The organism is Crenobacter cavernae (genome assembly GCF_003355495.1).
In the GTDB taxonomy this organism is placed as follows: domain Bacteria; phylum Pseudomonadota; class Gammaproteobacteria; order Burkholderiales; family Chromobacteriaceae; genus Crenobacter; species Crenobacter cavernae.
On the sequence record NZ_CP031337.1, the window covers coordinates 1,874,884 to 1,894,840 of the forward strand.

At 63.9% G+C, this 19,957-nt stretch carries 22 protein-coding genes; 7 read left to right on the forward strand and 15 right to left on the reverse strand.

The features are described from left to right. The first annotated feature begins 56 nt into the window (after nt 1–56). From gmhB to mpl, 6 genes are all read left to right on the forward strand, one after another. Nucleotides 57–599 (forward strand): D-glycero-beta-D-manno-heptose 1,7-bisphosphate 7-phosphatase, encoded by a 543-nt coding sequence (gene gmhB / locus DWG20_RS09045; protein ID WP_115433507.1) that lies wholly within the window; start codon nt 57–59, stop codon nt 597–599. Between the two features lie 38 nt (nt 600–637). Beyond that, nucleotides 638–1,405 (forward strand): lysophospholipid acyltransferase family protein, encoded by a 768-nt coding sequence (locus DWG20_RS09050; RefSeq protein WP_115433508.1) that lies wholly within the window; start codon nt 638–640, stop codon nt 1,403–1,405. Beyond that, the gene (locus tag DWG20_RS09055; RefSeq protein ID WP_115433509.1) at nt 1,368–2,084 is read left to right on the forward strand and encodes a M48 family metallopeptidase; all 717 of its coding nucleotides are present in this window, start codon (nt 1,368–1,370) and stop codon (nt 2,082–2,084) included. The genes DWG20_RS09050 and DWG20_RS09055 overlap by 38 nt, the downstream gene beginning before the upstream one ends. 21 nt (nt 2,085–2,105) lie before the next feature. Continuing rightward, nucleotides 2,106–2,510, forward strand: a complete 405-nt coding sequence (gene gloA, locus DWG20_RS09060; RefSeq protein WP_115433510.1) for a lactoylglutathione lyase — start codon at nt 2,106–2,108, stop codon at nt 2,508–2,510. Nucleotides 2,511–2,674: 164 nt separating this feature from the next. After that, nucleotides 2,675–4,072, forward strand: coding sequence for a sodium:proton antiporter (locus DWG20_RS09065; RefSeq protein ID WP_115433511.1), 1,398 nt, complete (start codon nt 2,675–2,677; stop codon nt 4,070–4,072). A gap of 262 nt (nt 4,073–4,334) precedes the next feature. Beyond that, nucleotides 4,335–5,708: a UDP-N-acetylmuramate:L-alanyl-gamma-D-glutamyl-meso-diaminopimelate ligase gene (gene mpl / locus DWG20_RS09070; protein ID WP_115433512.1), complete on the forward strand. Its 1,374-nt coding sequence runs from the start codon at nt 4,335–4,337 to the stop codon at nt 5,706–5,708. Between the two features lie 63 nt (nt 5,709–5,771). On the opposite strand, the gene DWG20_RS09075 is transcribed toward mpl, so the two are convergent. The 8 genes from DWG20_RS09075 to DWG20_RS09110 all read right to left on the reverse strand — a co-directional run bounded on the left by DWG20_RS09075 (nt 5,772) and on the right by DWG20_RS09110 (nt 13,337). Further along, nucleotides 5,772–7,718 carry a sensor domain-containing diguanylate cyclase gene (locus tag DWG20_RS09075; protein WP_147289934.1) on the reverse strand — a complete coding sequence of 649 codons (1,947 nt, stop codon included), beginning with the start codon at nt 7,716–7,718 and terminating at the stop codon, nt 5,772–5,774. Nucleotides 7,719–7,834: 116 nt separating this feature from the next. Continuing rightward, nucleotides 7,835–8,341, reverse strand: coding sequence for a hypothetical protein (locus DWG20_RS09080; protein WP_147289935.1), 507 nt, complete (start codon nt 8,339–8,341; stop codon nt 7,835–7,837). A gap of 26 nt (nt 8,342–8,367) precedes the next feature. After that, nucleotides 8,368–9,213, reverse strand: coding sequence for a phosphoserine phosphatase SerB (gene serB / locus DWG20_RS09085; protein WP_115433515.1), 846 nt, complete (start codon nt 9,211–9,213; stop codon nt 8,368–8,370). Between the two features lie 98 nt (nt 9,214–9,311). Next, a complete protein-coding gene (locus DWG20_RS09090) occupies nt 9,312–9,764 on the reverse strand; it encodes a DoxX family protein (protein ID WP_115433516.1) in 453 nt (150 codons plus the stop codon). Beyond that, on the reverse strand, nt 9,761–10,543 hold the full coding sequence (locus DWG20_RS09095) for an HvfC/BufC N-terminal domain-containing protein (RefSeq protein ID WP_115433517.1): 783 nt from the start codon (nt 10,541–10,543) through the stop codon (nt 9,761–9,763). Before DWG20_RS09095 ends, DWG20_RS09090 begins: the two co-directional genes overlap by 4 nt. Continuing rightward, the gene (gene bufB / locus DWG20_RS09100) at nt 10,540–11,370 is read right to left on the reverse strand and encodes an MNIO family bufferin maturase (RefSeq protein WP_115433518.1); all 831 of its coding nucleotides are present in this window, start codon (nt 11,368–11,370) and stop codon (nt 10,540–10,542) included. The genes DWG20_RS09095 and bufB overlap by 4 nt, the downstream gene beginning before the upstream one ends. Nucleotides 11,371–11,454: 84 nt before the next feature. Continuing rightward, nucleotides 11,455–11,718, reverse strand: coding sequence for a BufA1 family periplasmic bufferin-type metallophore (locus DWG20_RS09105; protein ID WP_115433519.1), 264 nt, complete (start codon nt 11,716–11,718; stop codon nt 11,455–11,457). A gap of 188 nt (nt 11,719–11,906) precedes the next feature. Continuing rightward, a complete protein-coding gene (locus tag DWG20_RS09110) occupies nt 11,907–13,337 on the reverse strand; it encodes an aminotransferase-like domain-containing protein (RefSeq protein ID WP_115433520.1) in 1,431 nt (476 codons plus the stop codon). Nucleotides 13,338–13,456: 119 nt separating this feature from the next. Between DWG20_RS09110 and DWG20_RS09115 the strand changes: the two genes are divergently transcribed. Continuing rightward, nucleotides 13,457–14,353, forward strand: coding sequence for a DMT family transporter (locus tag DWG20_RS09115; RefSeq protein WP_115433521.1), 897 nt, complete (start codon nt 13,457–13,459; stop codon nt 14,351–14,353). A gap of 188 nt (nt 14,354–14,541) precedes the next feature. Here the strand turns inward: DWG20_RS09115 and DWG20_RS09120 are convergent, their stop codons facing one another. From DWG20_RS09120 to nemA, 7 genes are all read right to left on the reverse strand, one after another. Continuing rightward, the gene (locus tag DWG20_RS09120; RefSeq protein ID WP_115433522.1) at nt 14,542–15,042 is read right to left on the reverse strand and encodes a hypothetical protein; all 501 of its coding nucleotides are present in this window, start codon (nt 15,040–15,042) and stop codon (nt 14,542–14,544) included. Between the two features lie 98 nt (nt 15,043–15,140). Further along, the gene (locus DWG20_RS15935) at nt 15,141–15,452 is read right to left on the reverse strand and encodes a hypothetical protein (RefSeq protein ID WP_147289936.1); all 312 of its coding nucleotides are present in this window, start codon (nt 15,450–15,452) and stop codon (nt 15,141–15,143) included. Beyond that, nucleotides 15,452–15,796, reverse strand: a complete 345-nt coding sequence (locus DWG20_RS15940; RefSeq protein ID WP_147289937.1) for a DUF6864 domain-containing function — start codon at nt 15,794–15,796, stop codon at nt 15,452–15,454. The genes DWG20_RS15935 and DWG20_RS15940 overlap by 1 nt, the downstream gene beginning before the upstream one ends. 115 nt (nt 15,797–15,911) lie before the next feature. Further along, nucleotides 15,912–16,790, reverse strand: a complete 879-nt coding sequence (locus tag DWG20_RS09125) for a hypothetical protein (RefSeq protein WP_220271944.1) — start codon at nt 16,788–16,790, stop codon at nt 15,912–15,914. A 132-nt stretch (nt 16,791–16,922) separates the two neighbouring features. Beyond that, the gene (locus DWG20_RS15945; protein WP_147289938.1) at nt 16,923–17,258 is read right to left on the reverse strand and encodes a hypothetical protein; all 336 of its coding nucleotides are present in this window, start codon (nt 17,256–17,258) and stop codon (nt 16,923–16,925) included. A gap of 508 nt (nt 17,259–17,766) precedes the next feature. After that, a complete protein-coding gene (locus tag DWG20_RS09135) occupies nt 17,767–18,276 on the reverse strand; it encodes a hypothetical protein (RefSeq protein ID WP_147289939.1) in 510 nt (169 codons plus the stop codon). A 559-nt stretch (nt 18,277–18,835) separates the two neighbouring features. Beyond that, complete coding sequence (gene nemA, locus DWG20_RS09140) at nt 18,836–19,936, reverse strand: N-ethylmaleimide reductase (RefSeq protein WP_115433526.1); 1,101 nt, start codon at nt 19,934–19,936, stop codon at nt 18,836–18,838. Nucleotides 19,937–19,957: the final 21 nt, after the last annotated feature.

Consider the following 19,957-nt stretch of genomic DNA (forward strand, 5'->3'; position numbering starts at 1 on the left):
TTGGCCGAGCCCCGACAGGGCTCGGCCAACCCAGATTTCCTACAGGGCACAAGCGCATGAAAATGGTGATCCTCGATCGCGACGGCGTGATCAACCGCGACAGCGACGACTTCGTGAAGTCGGCGGCCGAATGGGTGCCGATCGACAAGAGCCTCGACGCGATCGCGCTGTTCACGCAGTCGGGCTGGAAGGTCGTCGTCGCGACCAACCAGTCCGGCCTCGCGCGCGGGCTGTTCGACATCGAAGCGTTGAACGCGATGCACGCGAAGATGCACCGTCTGGTCGGCCAGGCCGGCGGGCGCATCGACGCGGTGCTGTTCTGTCCGCACCTGGCCGACGAGGAGTGCGACTGCCGCAAGCCCAAGCCGGGCATGGTGCGCCAGATCGCCGCGCGCTTCGGCGTCAAACCCGAAACGCTGCCCTTGGTCGGCGACAGCCTCAGGGACCTCGAGGCGATCGCCGAAGTCGGCGGCCAGCCTATCCTGGTCAAGACCGGCAAGGGCGTGAAGACGCTGCAGAAAGGCGGCCTGCCCGAGGGCACGCTGGTGTTCGAAGACCTGTACGCCGCGGCGAGCTACCTGATCGACCGCAGTCAGTAACCCTTACTTGGCGTCCTGTGGACGCGTTTGCATATCTAATGACCTTGTGGATTCGTAATCTGTTCTACTGGCTCGGCGTGGCCGTCTCGACCCCGCCGTTCGCCATCCTCGCCGTGCTGATCCTGCCGCTGCCGCGCCGCTTCCGCCACCGCATCGTCAGCGGCTGGACGCACAGCATGCTGTGGTGGCTGAGGGTCACCTGCGGACTGTCGTACAAGGTGATCGGCCGCGACAACATCCCGAACACGCCGTCCGTCATCGCGTCGAAGCACCAGTCGGGCTGGGAGACGATGGCGTTGCAGCAGATCTTCCCGCCGCAGGTGTGGGTACTCAAGCGCGAGCTGTTGTGGATCCCGTTCTTCGGCTGGGGGCTGGCGACGATGTCGCCGATCGCGATCGACCGCGGCAACAAGGTCGAGGCGCAGCGCAAGCTGATGGCGCAGGGGCGCGCGCGGATCGACGTCGGCTTCTGGATCGTCGTCTTCCCCGAGGGCACGCGCATCAAGCCGGGGCTGAAGGGCAAGTACAAGTTCGGCGCGTCGCGCCTGGCGTCCAGCCTGAAGGTGCCGATGGTGCCGGTCGCGCTGAACTCGGGCGAATTCTGGCCACGCAATTCCTTCCTCAAGTACCCGGGCGAGATCACCGTCGTGATCGGCAAGCCCATCCTGCCGGACGGCCGCGACTCGGCCGACATGATGGCCGAGGCCGAGGCCTGGATCGAGGCGCGCCAGCGCGAGATCGGCGGCGCCGGACCGTGCGCGCACCCCGATGACAAGACGCGACGCGCTCACGCTCACGCTGCCTGACGGCGGCGAGCTCGCGGTCGCGCTGATCCGGCGCGAGCGCAAGAGCATCGGCCTTACGATCCGCGACGGCCGCGTCGAGATCGTCGCGCCGCCGCGCGTGCCGCTCGCCAGGTTGGCCGAGGTGCTCGACGCGCGACGCGACTGGTTGCTGCGCCACTGGCTGGCGCTCGAGGCTCGGCGAGCGGAGCTGGCGGCGCTGCCTGCCGCGCCCGAATGGCTCGGCCAACCCTTGGCGACTGAATGGCAAGGGCCGGGCCGCGCCGCGTGCCGGCGCGACGGCGGGAAGCTGATCGTCGCAGGACCCCATCCCGAGCGCGAGCCCGACGCGTTCAGCGCGCTGCTGGTGCGCTGGCTGAAACGCGAGGCGGCGACCACGTTGGCCGAGCGCGTGACGGTCTGGTCGCGCGCGAGCGGCCTGGTGCCGAGCCGTTTGCAATTGTCCGGCGCGCGCCGGCGCTGGGGCAGCTGCACCGCCGACGGCACGGTGCGGCTCAACTGGCGGCTGGTGCAGGCGCCGCCGGCTATCATCGACTATGTGGTCGTCCACGAACTGTCCCACCTGAGGCATATGAACCACTCGGCCGCGTTCTGGTCTGTCGTGGCGAGCCATCTGCCCGACTGGGCGGAGCGCCGCGGCTGGCTCAAAACGCACGGCGAGCGGCTGTTCCGCTACGGATAGGGCTCATTCCAAGGAGATATCATGCGTTTACTGCATACCATGCTGCGAGTCGGGAACCTCGAGCGTTCGCTGGCGTTCTACCAGGAGGTGCTCGGCATGCAGTTGCTGCGCAAGAGCGACTACCCGGCCGGCCGTTTCACGCTCGCCTTCGTCGGCTACGGCTCGGAAAAAGACCAGGCCGTGCTCGAACTCACGCACAACTGGGACACCGAGTCCTACGACCTCGGCACCGGCTACGGCCACATCGCCGTCGAGGTCGACGACGCGTACAAAGCCTGTGACGCGGTGCGCGCCAAGGGCGGCAAGGTGACGCGCGAGGCCGGCCCGATGAAGCACGGCACGACGGTGATCGCCTTCGTCGAAGACCCCGACGGCTACAAGATCGAGTTCATCCAGAAGGGCTCGCGCCGCGGCGCTCACGGCTGAACGGCGCCAGCTATCGCGCCTTCGTCTTTCATCGGAGGCGTCTGCCCGCGTGGCAGTGTGACGAGTCAGGGCCGCTACCCGTGAGGGAGCGGCCCCTTCGCTAACCGGAGAGCGTGATGCATTTGTACTATTAAGATCGCGCGTCTCTCCCAATTGGAGTTTCAATGCCTTCTATCCTGACCGCTTTGCTGGCCCTGCTCGTGCCCGGCGCCGCGATGGCCGCCGACCTCGACGGCGCGACGCTGAGTCTCGCCTGGGTGATCCCCTTCGCCGGCATCCTGCTGTCTATCGCGCTGTTCCCGATCTTCGCGCCCGGTTTCTGGCACCACCACTTCGGCAAGATCACCGCGGTGTGGACCGTGCTGTTCCTGGTGCCGTTCGCCGCGGCGTTCGGCGGCCACACCACCCTCGCGCTCTTGATTCACGCGCTGTTGACCGAGTACATCCCGTTCATCGTGCTCTTGTTCTCGCTCTACACCGTGTCGGGCGGGATCTTGCTGTGGGGCAATCTGCACGGCTCGCCGAGGCTCAACACCGGCATCCTCGCGATCGGCACGGTGCTCGCGTCGATCATGGGCACCACCGGCGCGGCGATGCTGTTGATCCGCCCGCTGCTAAAGGCCAACGACAACCGCAAGCACAGGGTGCACGTCGTGGTGTTCTTCATCTTCCTCGTCGCCAACGTCGGCGGCGGCCTGACGCCGCTCGGCGACCCGCCGCTGTTCCTCGGCTTTCTGAAGGGGGTCGATTTCTTCTGGACGATGAAGTTCATGGCGCTGCCGGTGCTGCTGCTGTCGCTCGCGCTGTTGGCGATCTTCTACGTCGTCGACGGCTACTACTTCAGGAAAGAGGGCGTCGAAGCGCGCGATCCGTCGCCCGATTCGCCGCTCAAGTTCTACGGCACCTTCAACTTCGTGCTGCTCGCCGGCGTGATCGGCGGCGTGCTCTTGTCGGGCTTCTGGAGGCCGGGCGTCAGCTTCGACATCATGGGCACGCATCTCGAGCTGCAGAACCTGGTGCGCGACGCGATCCTGGTCGCGCTGGCGTTCGCGTCGCTCGCGCTGACGCCGAAGCCCGTGCGCGCCGGCAACGAGTTCAACTGGGAGCCGATCCTGGAGGTGGGCAAGCTGTTCGCCGGCATCTTCATCACCATCGCGCCGGCGATCGCGATCCTGCGCGCCGGCAGCGACGGGCAGCTGGCCGCGCTGGTCGGCATGGTGTCGGGCGAGGACGGCCTGCCGGCCAACGCGATGTACTTCTGGATGACCGGCGTGCTGTCGGCCTTCCTCGACAACGCGCCGACCTACCTGGTGTTCTTCAACCTCGCCGCCGGCGACGCGACGCTGTTGATGAAAGAGCTGCCGCAGACGCTGTTGGCGATTTCGATGGGCGCGGTGTTCATGGGCGCGATGACCTATATCGGCAACGCGCCGAACTTCATGGTCAAGGCAATCGCCGAGCAGCGCGGCGTCGTGATGCCGAGCTTCTTCGGCTTCCTCGGCTACTCGTGCGTCGTGCTGCTGCCGCTGTTCGCGGTGCTGACCTGGCTGTTCTTTAGATAAGGTTGGCCGAGCCCGCCGGGAGCCAGCGCGCGCTTGCCGCGACGGTCGGGCCGTTCTGAAGATGAGTCCGCCAGCGCGCGAAGGCCGGCGCCGACAGCGCCATATTGCCGGCATGACGCCGGTCGGCAGGCGAATGGGGCGTCGGCATTCTTGGCGCTGGTCTTCACGATCGGCTTGGCGGTCGCTTTAGGCGGCGGCCGATGCCGCCGGGCTGCCGCTTTGCGGTATCCTTTGCGCTTTGCCGTTTTTCACACGAGCTGTCATGCACATCCATATTCTCGGCATCTGCGGCACCTTCATGGGAGGCATCGCCGCCATCGCCAAACAGGCCGGTCACCGCGTGACCGGCTGCGACGCCAACGTCTACCCGCCGATGAGCACCCAGCTCGAAGCGATGGGCATCGAGCTAATCCAGGGCTTCGGCGAGGAGCAGCTGGAGCTTAAGCCCGACGTCTACGTGATTGGCAACGTCGTCAAGCGCGGCATGCCGCTGATGGAAGCGATCATGGACCGCGGCCTGCCATACCTCTCGGGCCCGCAATGGCTGGCCGAGAACGTGCTGGACGAGCTGTGGGTGCTGGCGGTCGCCGGCACGCACGGCAAGACCACCACCACCGGCATGCTGGCGTGGATCCTCGAGGACGCCGGCCTCGCGCCCGGCTTCCTGATCGGCGGCATCCCGGAGAACTTCGGCGTGTCGGCGCGCCTGCCGGGCACGCCGCGCCAGGACGCGGCGAGCGTGAGCCCCTTCTTCGTGATCGAGGCCGACGAGTACGACACCGCCTTCTTCGACAAGCGCTCCAAGTTCGTCCACTACCGTCCGCGCACCGTCATCCTCAACAACCTCGAATTCGACCACGCCGACATCTTCGCCGACCTCGCGGCGATCGAGACGCAGTTCCACCACCTGGTGCGCATCGTGCCGGGCCAGGGCCTCATCGTGTCGAACGGTAGAGACGCCAACCTGGGCCGCGTTCTCGATCGCGGCTGCTGGACGCCGATCGAGCGCTTCGGCGTCGACGCCGGCTGGCAGATCGGCGAAGTCACCGCCGACGGCAGCTTCGACGTGATGCTCGGCGGCGTGCAACAGGGCACGGTGCGCTGGGCGCTGCTCGGCGAACACAACCGGATGAACGCGATCGCCGCGATCGCCGCCGCGCGCCACGCCGGTGTCGCGGTGAAAGACGCGATCGATTCGCTGTCGCGCTTCGCCAACGTCAAGCGCCGCATGGAGGTGAAGGGTGTCGCGAACGGCGTCACCGTCTACGACGACTTCGCGCACCACCCGACCGCGATCGCGACCACCGTCGCCGGCCTGCGCGCCAAGGTTGGCCGAGCCCGCATCCTGGCGGTGCTCGAACCGCGCTCGAACACGATGAAGCTCGGCACGATGAAAGAAGCGTTGCCCGGCTCGCTCGCGGACGCCGACAAGGTGTTCTGCTACGGCGCGAACCTCGGCTGGGACCCGGCCGACGCGCTGGCGCCCTTGGGCGATATTGCGCAAAGCTTCGACGACCTCGACGCGCTGGTCGCGGCGGTCGTCGCCGAGGCGCGACCGGGCGACCATGTGCTGGTGATGAGCAACGGCGGCTTCGGCGGTGTGCACGGCAAGCTGCTCGCGGCGCTCGCCCACTGAATCTGCCGCGCTGTGAAAGAAAAACCCCGGCTCATCGGCCGGGGTTTTTTGTTGGGCGCCGTCTCAGCGCGTGCTTGTCGATGGCGCTGACCGCAGGTCGTCGAGGCTGCGCTGGCCGCGCGCGCAGACGACCTGGTTGCGGCCCTGCGCCTTGGCGCGGTACAGCGCCTCGTCGGCGGTCTTGAGCAGCGCGGCGAGCGCCGGCGGCGCTTCGCCGGGCAGCCAGATGGTCAGGCCGACGCTGACGGTGACCTGGCGCGTCTTGCCGCTGGCGCGGAACGGGTGGTTGGCGACGCGTTCGCGGATGCGTTCGGCGATGCCGAGCGCGGTCAGGTCGTCCGAGTCGGGCAGCACCAGGCAGAACTCCTCGCCGCCGATGCGGCCGAACACGTCGTGCTGGCGGATCAGCGCCTGGCACAGCGTGACGGTCTGGCTGAGGATGGCGTCGCCGGCGTCGTGGCCGAGCGTGTCGTTCACCTGCTTGAAGTGGTCGATGTCTATCATCAGCACCGACAGCGGGCGTTCGCGCCGGCACGCCTGGTCGAGCAGCGCGGTCGCGCTCTTCATGAAGTGGCGGCGGTTGGCGATGCCGGTCAGGTCGTCGAGCGTCGCCAGTTCGACCAACTCGGCCTGCGCCGACTGCAGCTGCTGCATCGCGTGTTCGGTCGCCTTTTTTTCCGCCTCGAGCAGCTCGGCGTGAGCGATGCGCTCGCTGACGTCGACGACGCTGATCGCGACCGCCGGCTGGCCGTTGTGGAACAGGCCGCGCATCGACACGAGCGACCAGAACTCGCTGTCGTCCTGGCGCTTGAGACTCAGGTCGCGGTCGGTGACCGGCATGCCCTGCGTGATCAACGTGCGGCAGAGCGACAGGTCGGTCTCGGTCGCGAACAGCCGTTCGCCCGACTGGCCGACGAGGTCGTTGGCGTCGCAGCCGAACAGGTCGCCGGCGCGCTGGTTGCACGCGCGGATCTGCCAATGGCCGGCGTCGAGGATGACCACGCCGACCTGCACCGTGTCGATCAGCGTCTGCAGGTCGCGCTGCGACGCAGACAGTTTCTTCAGCCGCTCGCGCAGCGTACCGTGCGACGTGTTCAGCAGCAGATAGCTCTGTTCGAGCTGTTCGAGCCGGCGCGAGGCGCTGCGGTACTGGCGGTAGAGGCGGTAGACGAGGAAGAGCAGCACGCCGGCGGTGAACAGCGCCGCGAGCGGCAGCGCGACCAGCCACGGCGAGGCCGGCGCGAACGAGGCAGGCGCGAGCCGCGCCTCCAGCAAGAGGTCCTGCTGGCCGAGCGGGCGCGTGACGTTGAGCGGCAGCGGGGCGGCGACCGCCAGGCCCGGTGCCATCAAGCCCAGCCACAGCGGCAGGCCTTCCGAGGCGTTGTCTTGCCCGAGCGTAAAGCGGCCGTAGCGCTGGCCGTTTTCGTCCTTCAGTTCGATGCTCGCCTGCCAGTGGGCCGGCCAGTTCGGGCGCAGCAGCGGCCAGGGCTTGAGCCGGCCGACGGCGATGCCGGTACAGGGTGGGTGCGGGCAGCCGGCGATCGCGAAGGAGAGGGGGCCCGGCGGCGTCTGGGCGCTGGGCAGGAAGGTCAGCGCGCCCGCCGGCAGGTCGCGGCCGAGCGCGCGCAGGCCGAGTCGCTGCAGGACGGCGTCGGGCGCCGCGGTGTTGGCGGTCAGCGCGGCGACCTTGCCGTCGTAGCCGAAGCGCCAGACCTTGCCGCCGCCGGTGAGCCGGGCGATCCGCGCGGAGGGACGGGCGGCGCGTGGCAGTTCGTCCTCCAGCTGGCGGGTCTGCTCGGCGAGCGAGAGTTCGAGCGTGCGCAGCGTTGCGTCGAGCGCGAGCGCGGCTTCGGCGCGCTCGGCGCGCACGCGCTGCTGCAGGTAGCCGTTGGCCAATCCCCAGGCGGAGACCAGCGCGGCGAGGCAGGCGACGATCAGGAGGATTTGCTGTTCCAGCCGCGGCGCGGGGACTTTCTCGAGGGGCGTGGGGGTGGGGGTTTTAGCTGACACGGGATAACCACACTGAATATCCCCACATCATGATTTAGTGAGACGTTTTGATCAACTGTTTTATGGCTGGCAAGCAGGGGAAACCAGCGCGGGAGAAGCCAATCGGGACGGGGGATTCAGCGTTGCTGCAGCGCGAGGCGGTGGCGGCGGAAGACCCAGCGTTCCCACCTCTGCCGGCTGGCCTCGTCGAACACCGGCAACAGACGGGCGAGACAAGCGCGGCCGGCGTCGGCGGGCAGTTCGATGCGTAACGGCAACTCGAGCGCGAGCGCCGAGTCGGGGTGCGGGAACAGTGTGACGAGCAGCACCTCGCCGGCTTCGTGGCGGTGGCCGGCGTCCTCGTGCCAGCACAGCGCATCGAGGCCGACACGGCAGTCGCGCAGCGCCGGCGTATGCGGGCGGCGCGCCATCAGCGCGACCTCGAGCGCGAGGTCGAGCTTGGCCTCGAGCCTAGCGGCCGCCGCCTCGTCCTCCTCGCGCGGCGCCGGCGCGGCGAGGATGCGCAACGCCAGCCGGGTTTCGCGAGCTAGCGTTGCGGCGCCCGTCAGCGGCTCTACCGCGAGGGGCAGCGTGGCGTCGAAGCTGACGGTGTCGAGGTCGGGCAGCATGGCGTCGGTCCGCAAGGCAGGTGCTTTCTCTATAGCGCGTTTCAGGCGAACAGGCCGAGCACCGCGTCGAGCCCGCCGTGGTTGATCGCGACGTCGGCCTGTTTTCGCACCACCGGCTTGGCCTTGTACGCGACGCCGAGGCCGGCCTCGGCCAACATCAGGAGGTCGTTGGCGCCGTCGCCGATCGCGATCACCTGTTCCGGCTTGAGGCCGAGCGCGTCGCGCGTCTCGCGCAACAGGCGCGCCTTGGCGGCCGCGTCGACGATGTCGCCGAGCACGCGGCCGGTCAGCCTGCCGTCTTCGACTTCGAGCGTGTTGGCGAACGCGTAGTCGAGGCCGAGCTCCGCCTTCAGCTTTTCGGTGAAGAAGGTGAAGCCGCCCGACACCAGCTGGAAGCGCACGCCGTGTTGCTTGCACGCGGCCAACAGTTCGGCCGCGCCGGGCGTCAGTTCGATGCGTTCGGCGTAGACGCGGCTGAGCGCCTCCTCGGGCAGACCCTTGAGCAGCGCGACGCGTTCGATCAGCGAGGCGACGAAGTCGAGTTCGCCGCGCATCGAGCGCTCGGTGATCGCGGCGACCTGGTCCTTCAGGCCCTGCATGTCGGCGATCTCGTCGATGCACTCGATCGTGATCAGCGTCGAATCCATGTCGGACACGATCAGGCCGTAGTCGGAGAAGCGTTTGCCGGCCGGAACGAAGGCGGCGTCGATACCGGCGGCGTCGCAGTAGGCGGCGACCGCGTCGCGGCGCGCTGGGTCGGCGTTCGCCAGGCGCGCGACGTTGGCCGAGCGGCGCACGACTTCGGCGGCGCCGGAGAGCTCGGCCAGGGCGGCGACGTCGGTATCGGAAAGGGCGGGGGCTTGCAGGACGAGGGTGTAGGCGCTCATGGCGGGCAAAACGGGCAAAAGGCTGATTATGCCACGGGCGGCGCTGTCGCTCGTCCGTGGCGACCCTAGGCGGTGAAACCCGCCCGTGGAAAACGCCTTCAGTCGCGCGCCTTGCGCGTCAGCCAGGCGTCGAGCGACAGCGTGCCGGGACCGACGGCCGCGATCACCGCGAGCAGCATCGCCCAGTACAGGTGGAATTCGCGCGTCGTCTCGGTGAGGCCGGGGTAGCTGATCACCGCCATCGCGTTGACGACGAACAGCCCGGCCGCGGCGAAGCGGCCGGCGAGACCGGCGATCAGCAAAGGCGACAGCAGCGTCTCGCCGGCGGTGCCGAGAAAGGCGGCGACCGGCGGCGGCAACAGCGGCACGTGGTATTCCTCGGTGAACAGGAACACCGTCGTCTCCCAGTCGTCGAGCTTGGTCAGCCCCGAGCGCAGGAACACCAGACCGACGACGATGCGCAGCCACAAGAGCACCAGCGGGCGCAGCCAGGTGTCGGCGACGTCGACCAGCGGGCGGGCGAGGGCGACGAGTCGGGCGAGCGGGTTCATGGTCGGTCTCCTTCGGGAAGGACGAGGCGCGCGAGCACGCCGTCGTGGATCAGCGCGATGAGCGCGGTCTCGAGGTCGAAGGCCGGGTCGATCCCGAGCGCGGCGTCGGTCGCCGCTTCGAGCGCTTCGCCGGCGAGCAGTGCGGCGAGCCACGCGGCGTCGGCCTCGCTCAACAGCTTCACCTCTGTACGACCATCGACACCGCGCGACACGCGCACCGCGTCGCCGCCGGCATCGGGGGCTAGCCGCCAGTCGTCGGGCGCGCCCGGCTGGTGGTAGTGCCACAAGCGACCGACCGGATAATCGGAGGCGAGCACCGCGCAACCGGGCATGAAGGCAAAGCGCAGCCGCGGCCAGTCGTCCTCGGCCAACGTTGCGAACGCGCCGGGCGACAGCGGCGCGGCGTCGGGCGCGTAGTAGGCGCGGTGCGCGAGCCATTCGAGCCGGGCGGTATCGGCCAGATACGGCAGCTCGCGCGCCGGTTCGAAGCCGCAGAGAAAGTCGCCGAACGTCGCGCCGTAGCGGTGCAGGTCGCCGCTTTGCGACGGCGTGCGCTTCACATACTCGCGCGCGAGGCCGGTGAAGAAGTCGTCGCCGACCAGCGCCTTCACCACCGGGTAGATGAAGGCGAGCGCGTCGATCAGGCCGACGCGGTAGTTGTTGCGGTAGGCGGCGAGGCCCTTAGCGGCGAAGCAGGGCGTTTCGCCGTCGGCGCGGTTCTCTATCGAGGCGATCAGCGCTGCCTGCCAGCGCGCTTCGGGCGTGTCGTGCGGGCTCATCGCGTGCAGGCCTCGAGGTAGGTGTCGGCGCGGGCGGCCTCGGCGGTGAGCGTGGCGAGCGGCGGGATGTCGAGGTCCCACTCGATCAGCGTTGGCCGAGGTCCGAAGCGCTCGAGCGCCTGCTGGTAAAGCGCCCATACCGGCTCATACACCGGCCGGCTGTGCGTGTCGATCAACAGGCCGTCGCGCTCGGAAAAGCCGGCCAAGTGCATCTCGCCGATCGCGTCGGCCGGCAGCGCGGCGAAGAAGGCGCCGACGTCGGCGCCGAGGTTCTGCTGGTTCACGTACAGATTGTTCACGTCGAGCAAGAGGCCGCAGCCGGTGCGGCGGGCAAGTTCGGCGAGGAACTCGCCCTCGCCCATCTCGTTGTCCGGATAACTCAAATAGCTCGACAGGTTTTCGAGCAGCAGACGTCGGCCGAGCGCGTCCTGCGCGGCCGACACGTGGTCGGCGACGCGGGCGAGCATCGTCTCGGTATACGGCAGCGGCAACAGGTCGTTGGCGTAGTGGCCGCCGGCGTGGTTCAGGCACAGGTGTTCGGACACGCTGGCCGGGCCGATCGCGTCGGCCAGCGTCTTGAGTGCCGTAAGGTGCCCAGGGTCGGGCGGATCGAACGAGCCGAGCCCGAGGCCGACGCCGTGCAGCGACAAGGGGTAGCGCTCGGCCAACCTTGAAAGCATCGCCAGCGGCGTGCCGCCGCCGAAGAAGTTCTCGCCGTGCACCTCGATCCAGTGAAGGTCAGGCCCGGCCTCGAGGGTCTCGAGCACTTCGCGGTAGTGGGGCGCGCGCAGGCCGATGCCGGCGCGAAGCGGGAGGGTGGCTGTCATGGGTTTGGGAAGGCGGGCGGAAGGGGGGAGGGGCGGCCGTCGCGACGCCGGTCGCCCGGGAAGACCGGGCCGGCGCCGTCCCGCTTATTTCTTCATGGCCGGCTGCATCATGCCGCCCATTTTTTCGCAGCTGCCCTTGGCGACGTATTTCCAGTCGTTCGGGTCCTTGTCGACCTTGGACTGGCCGGCGCAGCTGTGGGTGCCCGCGGCCGACGCGCAGTCGTTCTTGCCGGCGGTGGCGATGCCGTAGCACTTTTCTTTTTCGGCGGCGATGGCCGGGGCGCTGACGGCGGCCATGGCGACGACGGCGCCGAGGGCGGAGGCGATCAGGGTGCGGGATGCTTTCATTGCTTTCTCCTTGCAGTGGATGGGGTCGGACGCCGCGTTTTTCGCCGCGTACGCCCCGTTGGTCGCACGGCGTGGGCCGCGCTTACAAAAAATTTCACGATGCGAAAAAATCTTTCCGGCCGCGCTTCAGCATGCCAGGGTTCGACCGGCTGCAGCGTGGCGGATTCGTGAGAATGTGTGAAGCTGTTTTAAGGCCGCTGAATGGACGTTAGCTCAGCGGCGAGGAATTGCCAGAAGCGCTCGTCGAGCGCGTGCGCCATATTGACGCGCAGCTGACCGGCGGCCGAATCCTCGAGTGTAAAGTGCCGGCCGGGCGCGAGCCAGATGTCGTGGCGCGCCGCGGCTTCGGCGAGCGCGTCGGCGCTCACGCCGTCGGGCAGCGCCACCCAGGCCAGATAGCCGCCCTGCGGCTCGGCCCACGGCGTGCAGCCAAGCTCGGCCAACCTTGGCAGCACGAAGGCCTGCGCGGCCGAAAGACGACGGCGCAGCGCGTCGACGTGGCGGCGGTATTGGCCGCCGGTGAGCAGCCGGTACACCAGCTGCTCGATCGCCTGCGGCGTGCTCATGCCGGTGATCAGCTTGATGTCGGTCAGCGCGGCGATGCGCTGCGCGCTCGCCGCGACGAAGCCGACGCGCAGGTTGGCCGACAGCGTCTTGCTGAAGCTGCCCAGATAGATCACGCGCTCGAGCCCGTCGAGCGCGGCGAGCCGGCAAGAGTCGGACTCGCAGAAGTCGGCGTAGATGTCGTCCTCGATCGCGAGGCAGTCGTACTGGGCGAGAAGCTGCAGCACGCGGTGCGCGACCGGCAGCGTCAGGCTGGTGCCGGTCGGGTTGTGCAGCACGCTGTTGGTCAGGAAGAGCCGCGGCCGGTGCTCGGCCAACGCCGCCTCGAGCGCGGCCAGGTCGGGTCCTTGCGGCGTGCGCGGCACCGACACCAGCCGTGCGCCATGCAGCCGCAGGCAGGCGTGGAAGTTGAAGAAGCTTGGGCTATCGATCAGCACCGCGTCGCCCGGTTTGAGCATCAGGCGCAGCACCAGGTCGAGCGCCTGGCTCGCGCCGGCGGTGAGCAGGATCTGCGCCGGGCTCGCGGCGATCTGCCACTGAGCGAGACGGCCGGATAATTGCTGCCTCAACGGCAGGTAGCCCTGCGGCGTGCCGTAGGCGGTCAGCGAGCCGCCTTGGCGCGCGAGCTCCCTCAGCGCGCGGCGCAGCTCGCCCTCGGCCAGCCAAGAGTCGGGCAGCGTGCCGCGGCCGACGTGCAGGTGGCCGGGCTCCTGGTGCGTGAGCGTCTGGCGCATCAGCGCGACCTGCGCCGCGAGACTGCTCGACGCGGCGCTCGCCTCGATGCTCGCGCCGGCGGACTGTGCGTCGCGCGCGACGAAGTAGCCGGCGCCGGGGCGCGAGCGCAGCCAGCCCCCGGCCAACAGCCGCTCGTACGCGTTGTGCACGGTGAAGCTGCTGATGCTGTATTGCGCCGCGAGAGCGCGGATCGATGGCAGCTTGGCGCCGGAAGGCCAGCGCTGGTGGCGGATCTGGGCTATACAGTGCGACACGATCTGCTCGACCAGCGGCGCGCGCGCGTCGGCCGAGATCGGCCAGTTTTGCAGTGAAACTGTCATGGCGGTTCTACCGATACAGTGAGTGTCTGTTGCGTCAGACTGTTACTGTCTTCCCATAACAGTCAGCTTGTAAGCTGATTTCCGTCACGGGGCAAGTCCCCGGCCACGGAAAGCCCGCCATGTCCGCCTCCACCGCAACGCCTTCTTCGCTTCCCGCCGCCGCCTCGCCGTCGCTCAGGGGCTTCGCCTACGGCCTGGCCGGCGTCGCCTGTTTCTCCGGCACCCTGCCGGCGACCCGGCTCGCGGTCGCCGAGCTTGACCCGCTATTCATCGGCTTGGGCCGCGCGCTGGTCGCCGCAGGCCTCGCCGCGCTCTTGTTGCTGATCACCCGCCAGCGTCGGCCGAGCCTCGCGCAGTGGGCGCGCCTGAGCCTGGTATCCCTTGGCGTGGTGATCGGTTTTCCGCTGTTTTCCTCATTGGCCTTGGCCGAGGTGCCCGCCAACCACGGCGCGCTGTTCACCGGCCTGTTGCCGCTCTGCACCGCGCTGTTCGGCGCGTGGTTCGCGCACGAGCGGCCGCGCGCGCCGTTCTGGGCCTGCGCGCTCGCCGGCAGCGTGCTCGTCACCGGCTACGCGTGGGGCGAGGCCGGCGGCACACTGCAGCGCGCCGACGGCTATCTGCTGGTCTCCATCGTCCTGTGCGGCCTCGGCTACGCAGAGGGCGGACGACTCGCGCGCGAGATGGGCAGCTGGCAGGTGATCTGCTGGGCGCTCTTGCTGGCCGCGCCCTTCATCGCGTGGCCGGTGTGGGCGATGCGCCCTCAGCACCTCGTGCATGCGGCGAGCTGGGCGGGCTTCGCCTACGTCAGCGTCGTCAGCATGTTCCTCGGCTTCTTCGTCTGGTACCGAGGCCTTGCGCTCGGCGGCATCGCGCGCGTCAGCCAGGTGCAGCTGTTGCAGCCCTTCGGCGGCATGCTCGCTGCAGCGTGGCTGCTCGGCGAACCGTTGTCGCTGGGGCTGGCGGCGGTGACCGCCGCGGTGGCGATGTGCGTCGCGATCGGCCGGCGCGCGGCGTGAAAGGTTGGCCGAGGTTGGAGGGGCGAGGGGAGGAAGGCTCTGTTTAGGGGGAGCTGGTCAGCAAACGCCAGACGATGGAAAAGGCTCGGCTAACCTTTACGTTCCAGAGCCTTTGAACCCTAACGATTAAGCTAAGGGGCGGGCTTTAGCCCGTCCCAGCGAACGAAGTGAGCGATTTGAGCGCATAGTTAGCCACCGAACTCATTTGTATTGACCGACCGCCCGAAAACATGGTTACGGACAGCTAGAAGTGTTTTTTTGACGAGTAGCGCCTTGATTGAAAGATAGAGGAACCTCAAGGTAAACCCCATAAACATGGCAGCTACAAAGAATGCGATCAGGTCTGCCATTTCGGGATTACTGAAAACTTCATATGCCCGGATGGGGAACATTGCGGCGAAAAAAATATTCAGAAGGGCGATGCTGAACAACTTGCCAGCGCTGTCGCACACAACGGAACCATCGAGGCAGTCGACCCAACCCAAGAGGCCATTTGATTCCCATCTATTTGGTTTCTCAAGAAGTGCAATAACTGTCATCCCTTGCTCGATTCTCGGCCTTCCGGGAACGGTGATGTCGAAAAACCGTTTCCCTCCCGATTCAAATCCGAAGCTGGTGTAGCTGAGAAGCCCTGTGCCACTCAGTGCCGCAGGGAACAAGCGTTCAAAGGTCGTTTTCTGGAACATCATGGCGGCTAACGTTTGGTTAAGGGGCGGGCTTTAGCCCGTCCCGAGTGAGCGAAGCGAACGACTTGAACCACATGTTAGGTGCGTAAAAGCGCGGATTGTTAACCTACTTTTCCTTTACCAATTGCATATCCAATATATGTGGTTACAACGGGAAGTATTAGCTTCCAGTATTCAACTATGTCAGTTTTTACTACCCCCTCAACACACATGTATACAAAGCCGGAGGCGATAACAAAAATTGTTACTAAGAAAACTAGAAAATTTGCAGAAAATAATGTTTCAAGCCATTTTTCTTTAAAGGCCATATTCAGCTTGTTAGTTTCTTGGTGGTAGTCAAGCTGAACCTTGATGTGTTCTTTGTCTATTCCTGTACTTTGAAGTGCAGGCATCTCAATTCCGGTTTTAGCCATCACACGGCTTCCTTGAGATAAAAAGTATACTCAAGACCATAGGAGGAATTCTCGCCTCTCATGGAGGCACGGAAACTCACGTATAAAGCACGACCATTCAAATTACCGACTTTAACTGGTATTGCTGGGCCGTATCCAATGCCAGTAGGTTTCTTGAAAACCATGGCAAGAGTGCTTTCGCCCAATGCCTCTAGACTTATTCCTGGCTCACCTTCACCCATGGAGATACGAAAAACAATTTCCATCAACGGGGATTCAGATATAACAAATTTTGTATCGGATAAATCTGGGCTTGTTAATGTCCCGGACTCATATACTTCGAATTCACCGCAAAATATTTTCACTTTATATTTATACTCTAAGTAAAGTTTAGAGGGCTAAGGAAGCACCTAACGTTTCAGGTTAAGGGGCGGGCTTTAGCCCGTCCCAGTGAGCGCAGCGAACGATTTGAACCGTTTGTTAGCCTATGGCTGGAGTTTTACTTTGCGGTCGGCGTCGCGGGCGACCATAAGCGCCTAACATCTTTTCAATATCAAGAATGTTGGCGTCATACCCTGGTTTTATGTTGGCTATAAGATGCCTGTGCCCAGGTTCTCGCTCTTCGACAAAAACAGTGTCTATTGCAGGGTGAGACGATGCAATATTTACTGCTTCAGAAATAGCTTCGTCCGACCTATCAGAGAAACATATATCGATATCTCCTTTTATGCGCCTGTTCCTGAAAGATGACTCATTTGGAATCATATCCTTCAAGCCTACGCGCTCTAAACGGCGCATAGCCATACGAATACTTCTAAGCTCATCTATTATGAATTCTTGCCCTGAAACTTCTTTCTTTTCTATTTTTGCAACTGTAAATTCACCGAAATGCTTTAGAAAAGTAGTGTAGTTTGCGTCAGTTGTTGATTTTTCGTAAGTTGCGCGTAATTTTTGAGATAGCTTTTCTTTGAATTCGGTGATTTTTGAGAACCGCAGGTCCCTTGGGTATTCAAGATGCTCTATGGCGGATGTGTCGAATGAGTATGAGGTTCTATCGTCTTTTATAATTATTGTTGGTTTGTCAAAGGCTAAGCGCATTCCTAGTTCAAACATCACGTTAGGATTTTTTCCGCTAACGTCACAAACAACAATTGGGTTGTCATAAAGATTCTGAATTATTCTCTTGTGAATTATTCCGACATCATCGGCATTGCTTACAAGGTTTGATTCAAAACCTGCGTCTTCAATAGCTTCCGAAATTATCTCTAAAACGTCTGCCCAATGTGACTCATTACACCCGTCAATGCTTGATATGGGCATAACGACACCGCAAATCATTTTCCCTGCTTCTTTAGTCACAAAATTCTCCATGATGTAATGAATGGCTAACGGTTTGCTAACGAATAAATTAAGGGGCGCGCCGCTAGCGGCGCGTCCCAGCGCCGGAGGGCGCGCCTTCAACGACCTGTTAGGCCGAAACCATGATTCCTCTCACGCATTTGCGGCACAAAGGAAGAAAAAGAAACTTCCACCGGCAATAAAACTAACAAAATACGCTAAGAAAGCCAAAGGACTCAATGAAAACCCAGGCTGCACACCAAGCCGGCAGAGTATAGAAATGATGGCGAATACTGAGAAAAGCGCCACCAAGAGACTTACTACAAAATGCCAGGCCGGGAACAGCGAGATCACAAAACCGCTTACGATAAGGCCCATCAAGACAAAAGCAAGAGATGCCGTCAGAGTTGAAACGTGTATCTGTTCAGGACGCTTACCAGGGAAGGAAAGTGCCAATAGCTCTAACAACACTGCAAATAAACTGTCCATGTGCTTAGTGGCCTAACGCTTGAGTTAAGGGGCGGGCAAAAAGCGGCGCTTTTTGCCCGTCCCAGCCCGCGAAGCGGGCGACTTGAACGAAATGTTAGAACGCTGCGATGCCATGTGCTGCATTTCAGTGGCGGCCAAACAAGCCCGACATTGCCGCGAGCACAAGCAATACCGTGAGCACCGGGGCTACCACGAGAGCCACGCCAGCGCGCATGCTGCGTGATGCAGCGAAGGTGGTTTGAGGCGCGGAACCAGGCGCGGCTCTTGCGCGACGCGTCCAAACGAATGAGTAGGCACACAGGGCAAGCCCGACGATGATGGACGCCCAAGCCGCGTGCAACGACATGACGGAGAAGAACGCGCTGACGACGAAGAGGGTAACTGGAAGGAGAACACCGCGACTCATGGGGAATGCACTCTAACGCCTAAGTTAAGGGGCGTTTCGCTCCCCGCGCGGAACGTCCCAGCGCCCGAAGGGCGCGCCTTCAACGCAATGTTAGCCCTCTCTTTAGCGGGTCCGCTGGAATGACTTGTTAGCCATAATTTGAGAAATGGCCCCCATCTTTTCCTGCATTTTCTTGAGCTCCGCTTCTATCTCAGAAACCCTACTGCTGTTAAAATTCTTGAATTTAGTTTCCAATGCACGCAGTTGCATCAAATGACTTTCGATGTCCGTTTTCAACGAAATATTTAAACTATACAAGTCGTCAGAAACTGGCTTACTTGACTCCAATGCTATATTTGTTGCGTCTTGAGCAACTTTCATGACAGCCTCAAGAGACAAAAGCCTGTCAAATAGATCACTTTCATCTTTTGATATTTCCTTACCTGTTTTTCCTCTCTCTCTAATAACGCTATGCAAAAGAATCTCATATTCTGAAATTAACAATTTTATGCAAGCCATCTCCTGCTTTCTAGAGAACATTACGGTCTTTTTTTGATTTGAATTTACCGTATATGCAGCATAAACAGAAACCAGAAATGCCAAAATTGATATAAGCGGATTAATTAATTCCATACTTCTCATAATGCCGCTAGCGCTAACTATTAATTAACCATCACCACTGAGGTCTAATTCAGTAACGATGTGATCTCTAAACTGGCAACAAAGTGAGGCCTAAATGACATGGTTTTTGCGTCACTACCGCTCTTGGTCACTGCCAAGTCTTGCCCTGCCTAGCTTTATGGCATCCAGTATTCACTAATCATAAACAGGATGCGTCACTTTCCGCCAGCGGTGTCGTGCGCTTGATCGTCCGCCCTTGACCGCTTCGAGGCCATCGGATAGCGAGACAAAACGGCGGCACACGGCCTTTAGGAAAGTGGGCGACTCTGCCGTACCTCGACAGCTGCGCTGCAATCACGAGAGGCAGCGGAAGGGGCGATCCGTGATGTGCCGCGACCTGTAGTGCGTGGACGGCAGAGGTCAGAAGAAGGCTGGCCGAGCCTTAGACGGCGAAGGGCGAACGGCGGTGCAACAAGCCGTCTATACCGGCTCGGCCTACCCGGTGCCGCACAAAAAAAAACGGCCCCCGGCGAGTCTCGCCGGGGGCCGTTCCACTTTCGCTTAGATCCGCTTACTCCGTCAGCGTCGGATAGTCCGTATAGCCCTCCGCGCTGGTGGTGTAGAAGAACTCAGGCCGCGGCTCGTTCAGTTCCGCGCCGGCGGCGAAGCGCTCGGCCAGGTCCGGGTTGGCGATGTAGGGGCGGCCGAAGGCGGCAGCGTCGATCAGGCCGGCGCGGATCAGCGTCTCGGCCTTCTCGGACGTGTAGCCGCCGGCGGCGACGATCACGCCGGCGAAGCGTTCGCGCAAGCTCTGGCGGAAGTCGTCGCTGTACGCCGGGCCGCCGGCCCAGTCCGGCTCGGACACATGCAGGTAGGCGATCTTCCGTTTGGCCAGTTCCTCGACGAGGTAGTAGGCCGCGTCTTCCTGGCCGACGTCGGACTGGCCGTTGAACACGCCCAGCGGCGAGATACGGATGCCGACGTGGTCGGCATCCCATTCGCCGATCACCGCGTCGAGCACTTCGAGCGTCAGCCGCGTGCGGTTTTCGACGCTGCCGCCGTATTCGTCGGTGCGCTGGTTCGCCTCGGGCGACAGGAACTGGTTCAAGAGGTAGCCATGCGCGGCGTGGACTTCGACATAGTCGAAGCCGGCGCGACGCGCGTTGTCGGTCGCGCGGCGGTAGTCCTCGATCAGGTCGGCCAGTTCCGCCGTCTCAAGCGCGCGTGGCGTCGATGCCTGTACGCGCACCGGGCTGCCGTCCTCGCCGCGCAGCGTCGCGTTGGTGTCGGCGGCGATCGCCGACGGTGCGACCGGCGCCTCGCCGTCAGGCTGCAGCGAGCTGTGCGACACGCGGCCGACGTGCCACAGCTGCAGCGCGATGCGCCCGCCCTTGGCATGAACCGCGTCAGTGATCTCTTTCCACGCGCGCACCTGTTCCTCGCTGTAGATGCCGGGCGCGCCGGCGTAGCCCTTGCCCTGCGGCGAGATCTGCGTCGCCTCGGCGATGATCAGGCCGGCGCCGGCGCGCTGGGCGTAGTACTCGGCCATCAAGGGCACCGGCACGTCGCCCGGTTCCCGGCTGCGCAGCCGGGTCAGCGGGGCCATCAGCACGCGGTTATTGACGGTGATCGCGCCAAGGTGCAGCGGGGTGAGCAGTTTGTCGGCTTGCATGATCGTCCTTTGGGGATGTTG

What these genes read in the sequence shown, in the direction of transcription:
- gmhB (WP_115433507.1), top strand. Translation starts at nt 57, where the DNA reads ATGAAAATGGTGATCCTCGATCGCGACGGCGTGATCAACCGCGACAGC.
- DWG20_RS09050 (WP_115433508.1), top strand. Translation starts at nt 638, where the DNA reads ATGACCTTGTGGATTCGTAATCTGTTCTACTGGCTCGGCGTGGCCGTC.
- DWG20_RS09055 (WP_115433509.1), top strand. Translation starts at nt 1,368, where the DNA reads ATGACAAGACGCGACGCGCTCACGCTCACGCTGCCTGACGGCGGCGAG.
- gloA (WP_115433510.1), top strand. Translation starts at nt 2,106, where the DNA reads ATGCGTTTACTGCATACCATGCTGCGAGTCGGGAACCTCGAGCGTTCG.
- DWG20_RS09065 (WP_115433511.1), top strand. Translation starts at nt 2,675, where the DNA reads ATGCCTTCTATCCTGACCGCTTTGCTGGCCCTGCTCGTGCCCGGCGCC.
- mpl (WP_115433512.1), top strand. Translation starts at nt 4,335, where the DNA reads ATGCACATCCATATTCTCGGCATCTGCGGCACCTTCATGGGAGGCATC.
- serB (WP_115433515.1), bottom strand. Translation starts at nt 9,213, where the DNA reads ATGAGCGCCTACACCCTCGTCCTGCAAGCCCCCGCCCTTTCCGATACC.
- DWG20_RS09090 (WP_115433516.1), bottom strand. Translation starts at nt 9,764, where the DNA reads ATGAACCCGCTCGCCCGACTCGTCGCCCTCGCCCGCCCGCTGGTCGAC.
- DWG20_RS09095 (WP_115433517.1), bottom strand. Translation starts at nt 10,543, where the DNA reads ATGAGCCCGCACGACACGCCCGAAGCGCGCTGGCAGGCAGCGCTGATC.
- bufB (WP_115433518.1), bottom strand. Translation starts at nt 11,370, where the DNA reads ATGACAGCCACCCTCCCGCTTCGCGCCGGCATCGGCCTGCGCGCGCCC.
- DWG20_RS09105 (WP_115433519.1), bottom strand. Translation starts at nt 11,718, where the DNA reads ATGAAAGCATCCCGCACCCTGATCGCCTCCGCCCTCGGCGCCGTCGTC.
- DWG20_RS09110 (WP_115433520.1), bottom strand. Translation starts at nt 13,337, where the DNA reads ATGACAGTTTCACTGCAAAACTGGCCGATCTCGGCCGACGCGCGCGCG.
- DWG20_RS09115 (WP_115433521.1), top strand. Translation starts at nt 13,457, where the DNA reads ATGTCCGCCTCCACCGCAACGCCTTCTTCGCTTCCCGCCGCCGCCTCG.
- DWG20_RS09120 (WP_115433522.1), bottom strand. Translation starts at nt 15,042, where the DNA reads ATGATGTTCCAGAAAACGACCTTTGAACGCTTGTTCCCTGCGGCACTG.
- DWG20_RS15935 (WP_147289936.1), bottom strand. Translation starts at nt 15,452, where the DNA reads ATGGCTAAAACCGGAATTGAGATGCCTGCACTTCAAAGTACAGGAATA.
- DWG20_RS15945 (WP_147289938.1), bottom strand. Translation starts at nt 17,258, where the DNA reads ATGGACAGTTTATTTGCAGTGTTGTTAGAGCTATTGGCACTTTCCTTC.
- DWG20_RS09135 (WP_147289939.1), bottom strand. Translation starts at nt 18,276, where the DNA reads ATGGAATTAATTAATCCGCTTATATCAATTTTGGCATTTCTGGTTTCT.
- nemA (WP_115433526.1), bottom strand. Translation starts at nt 19,936, where the DNA reads ATGCAAGCCGACAAACTGCTCACCCCGCTGCACCTTGGCGCGATCACC.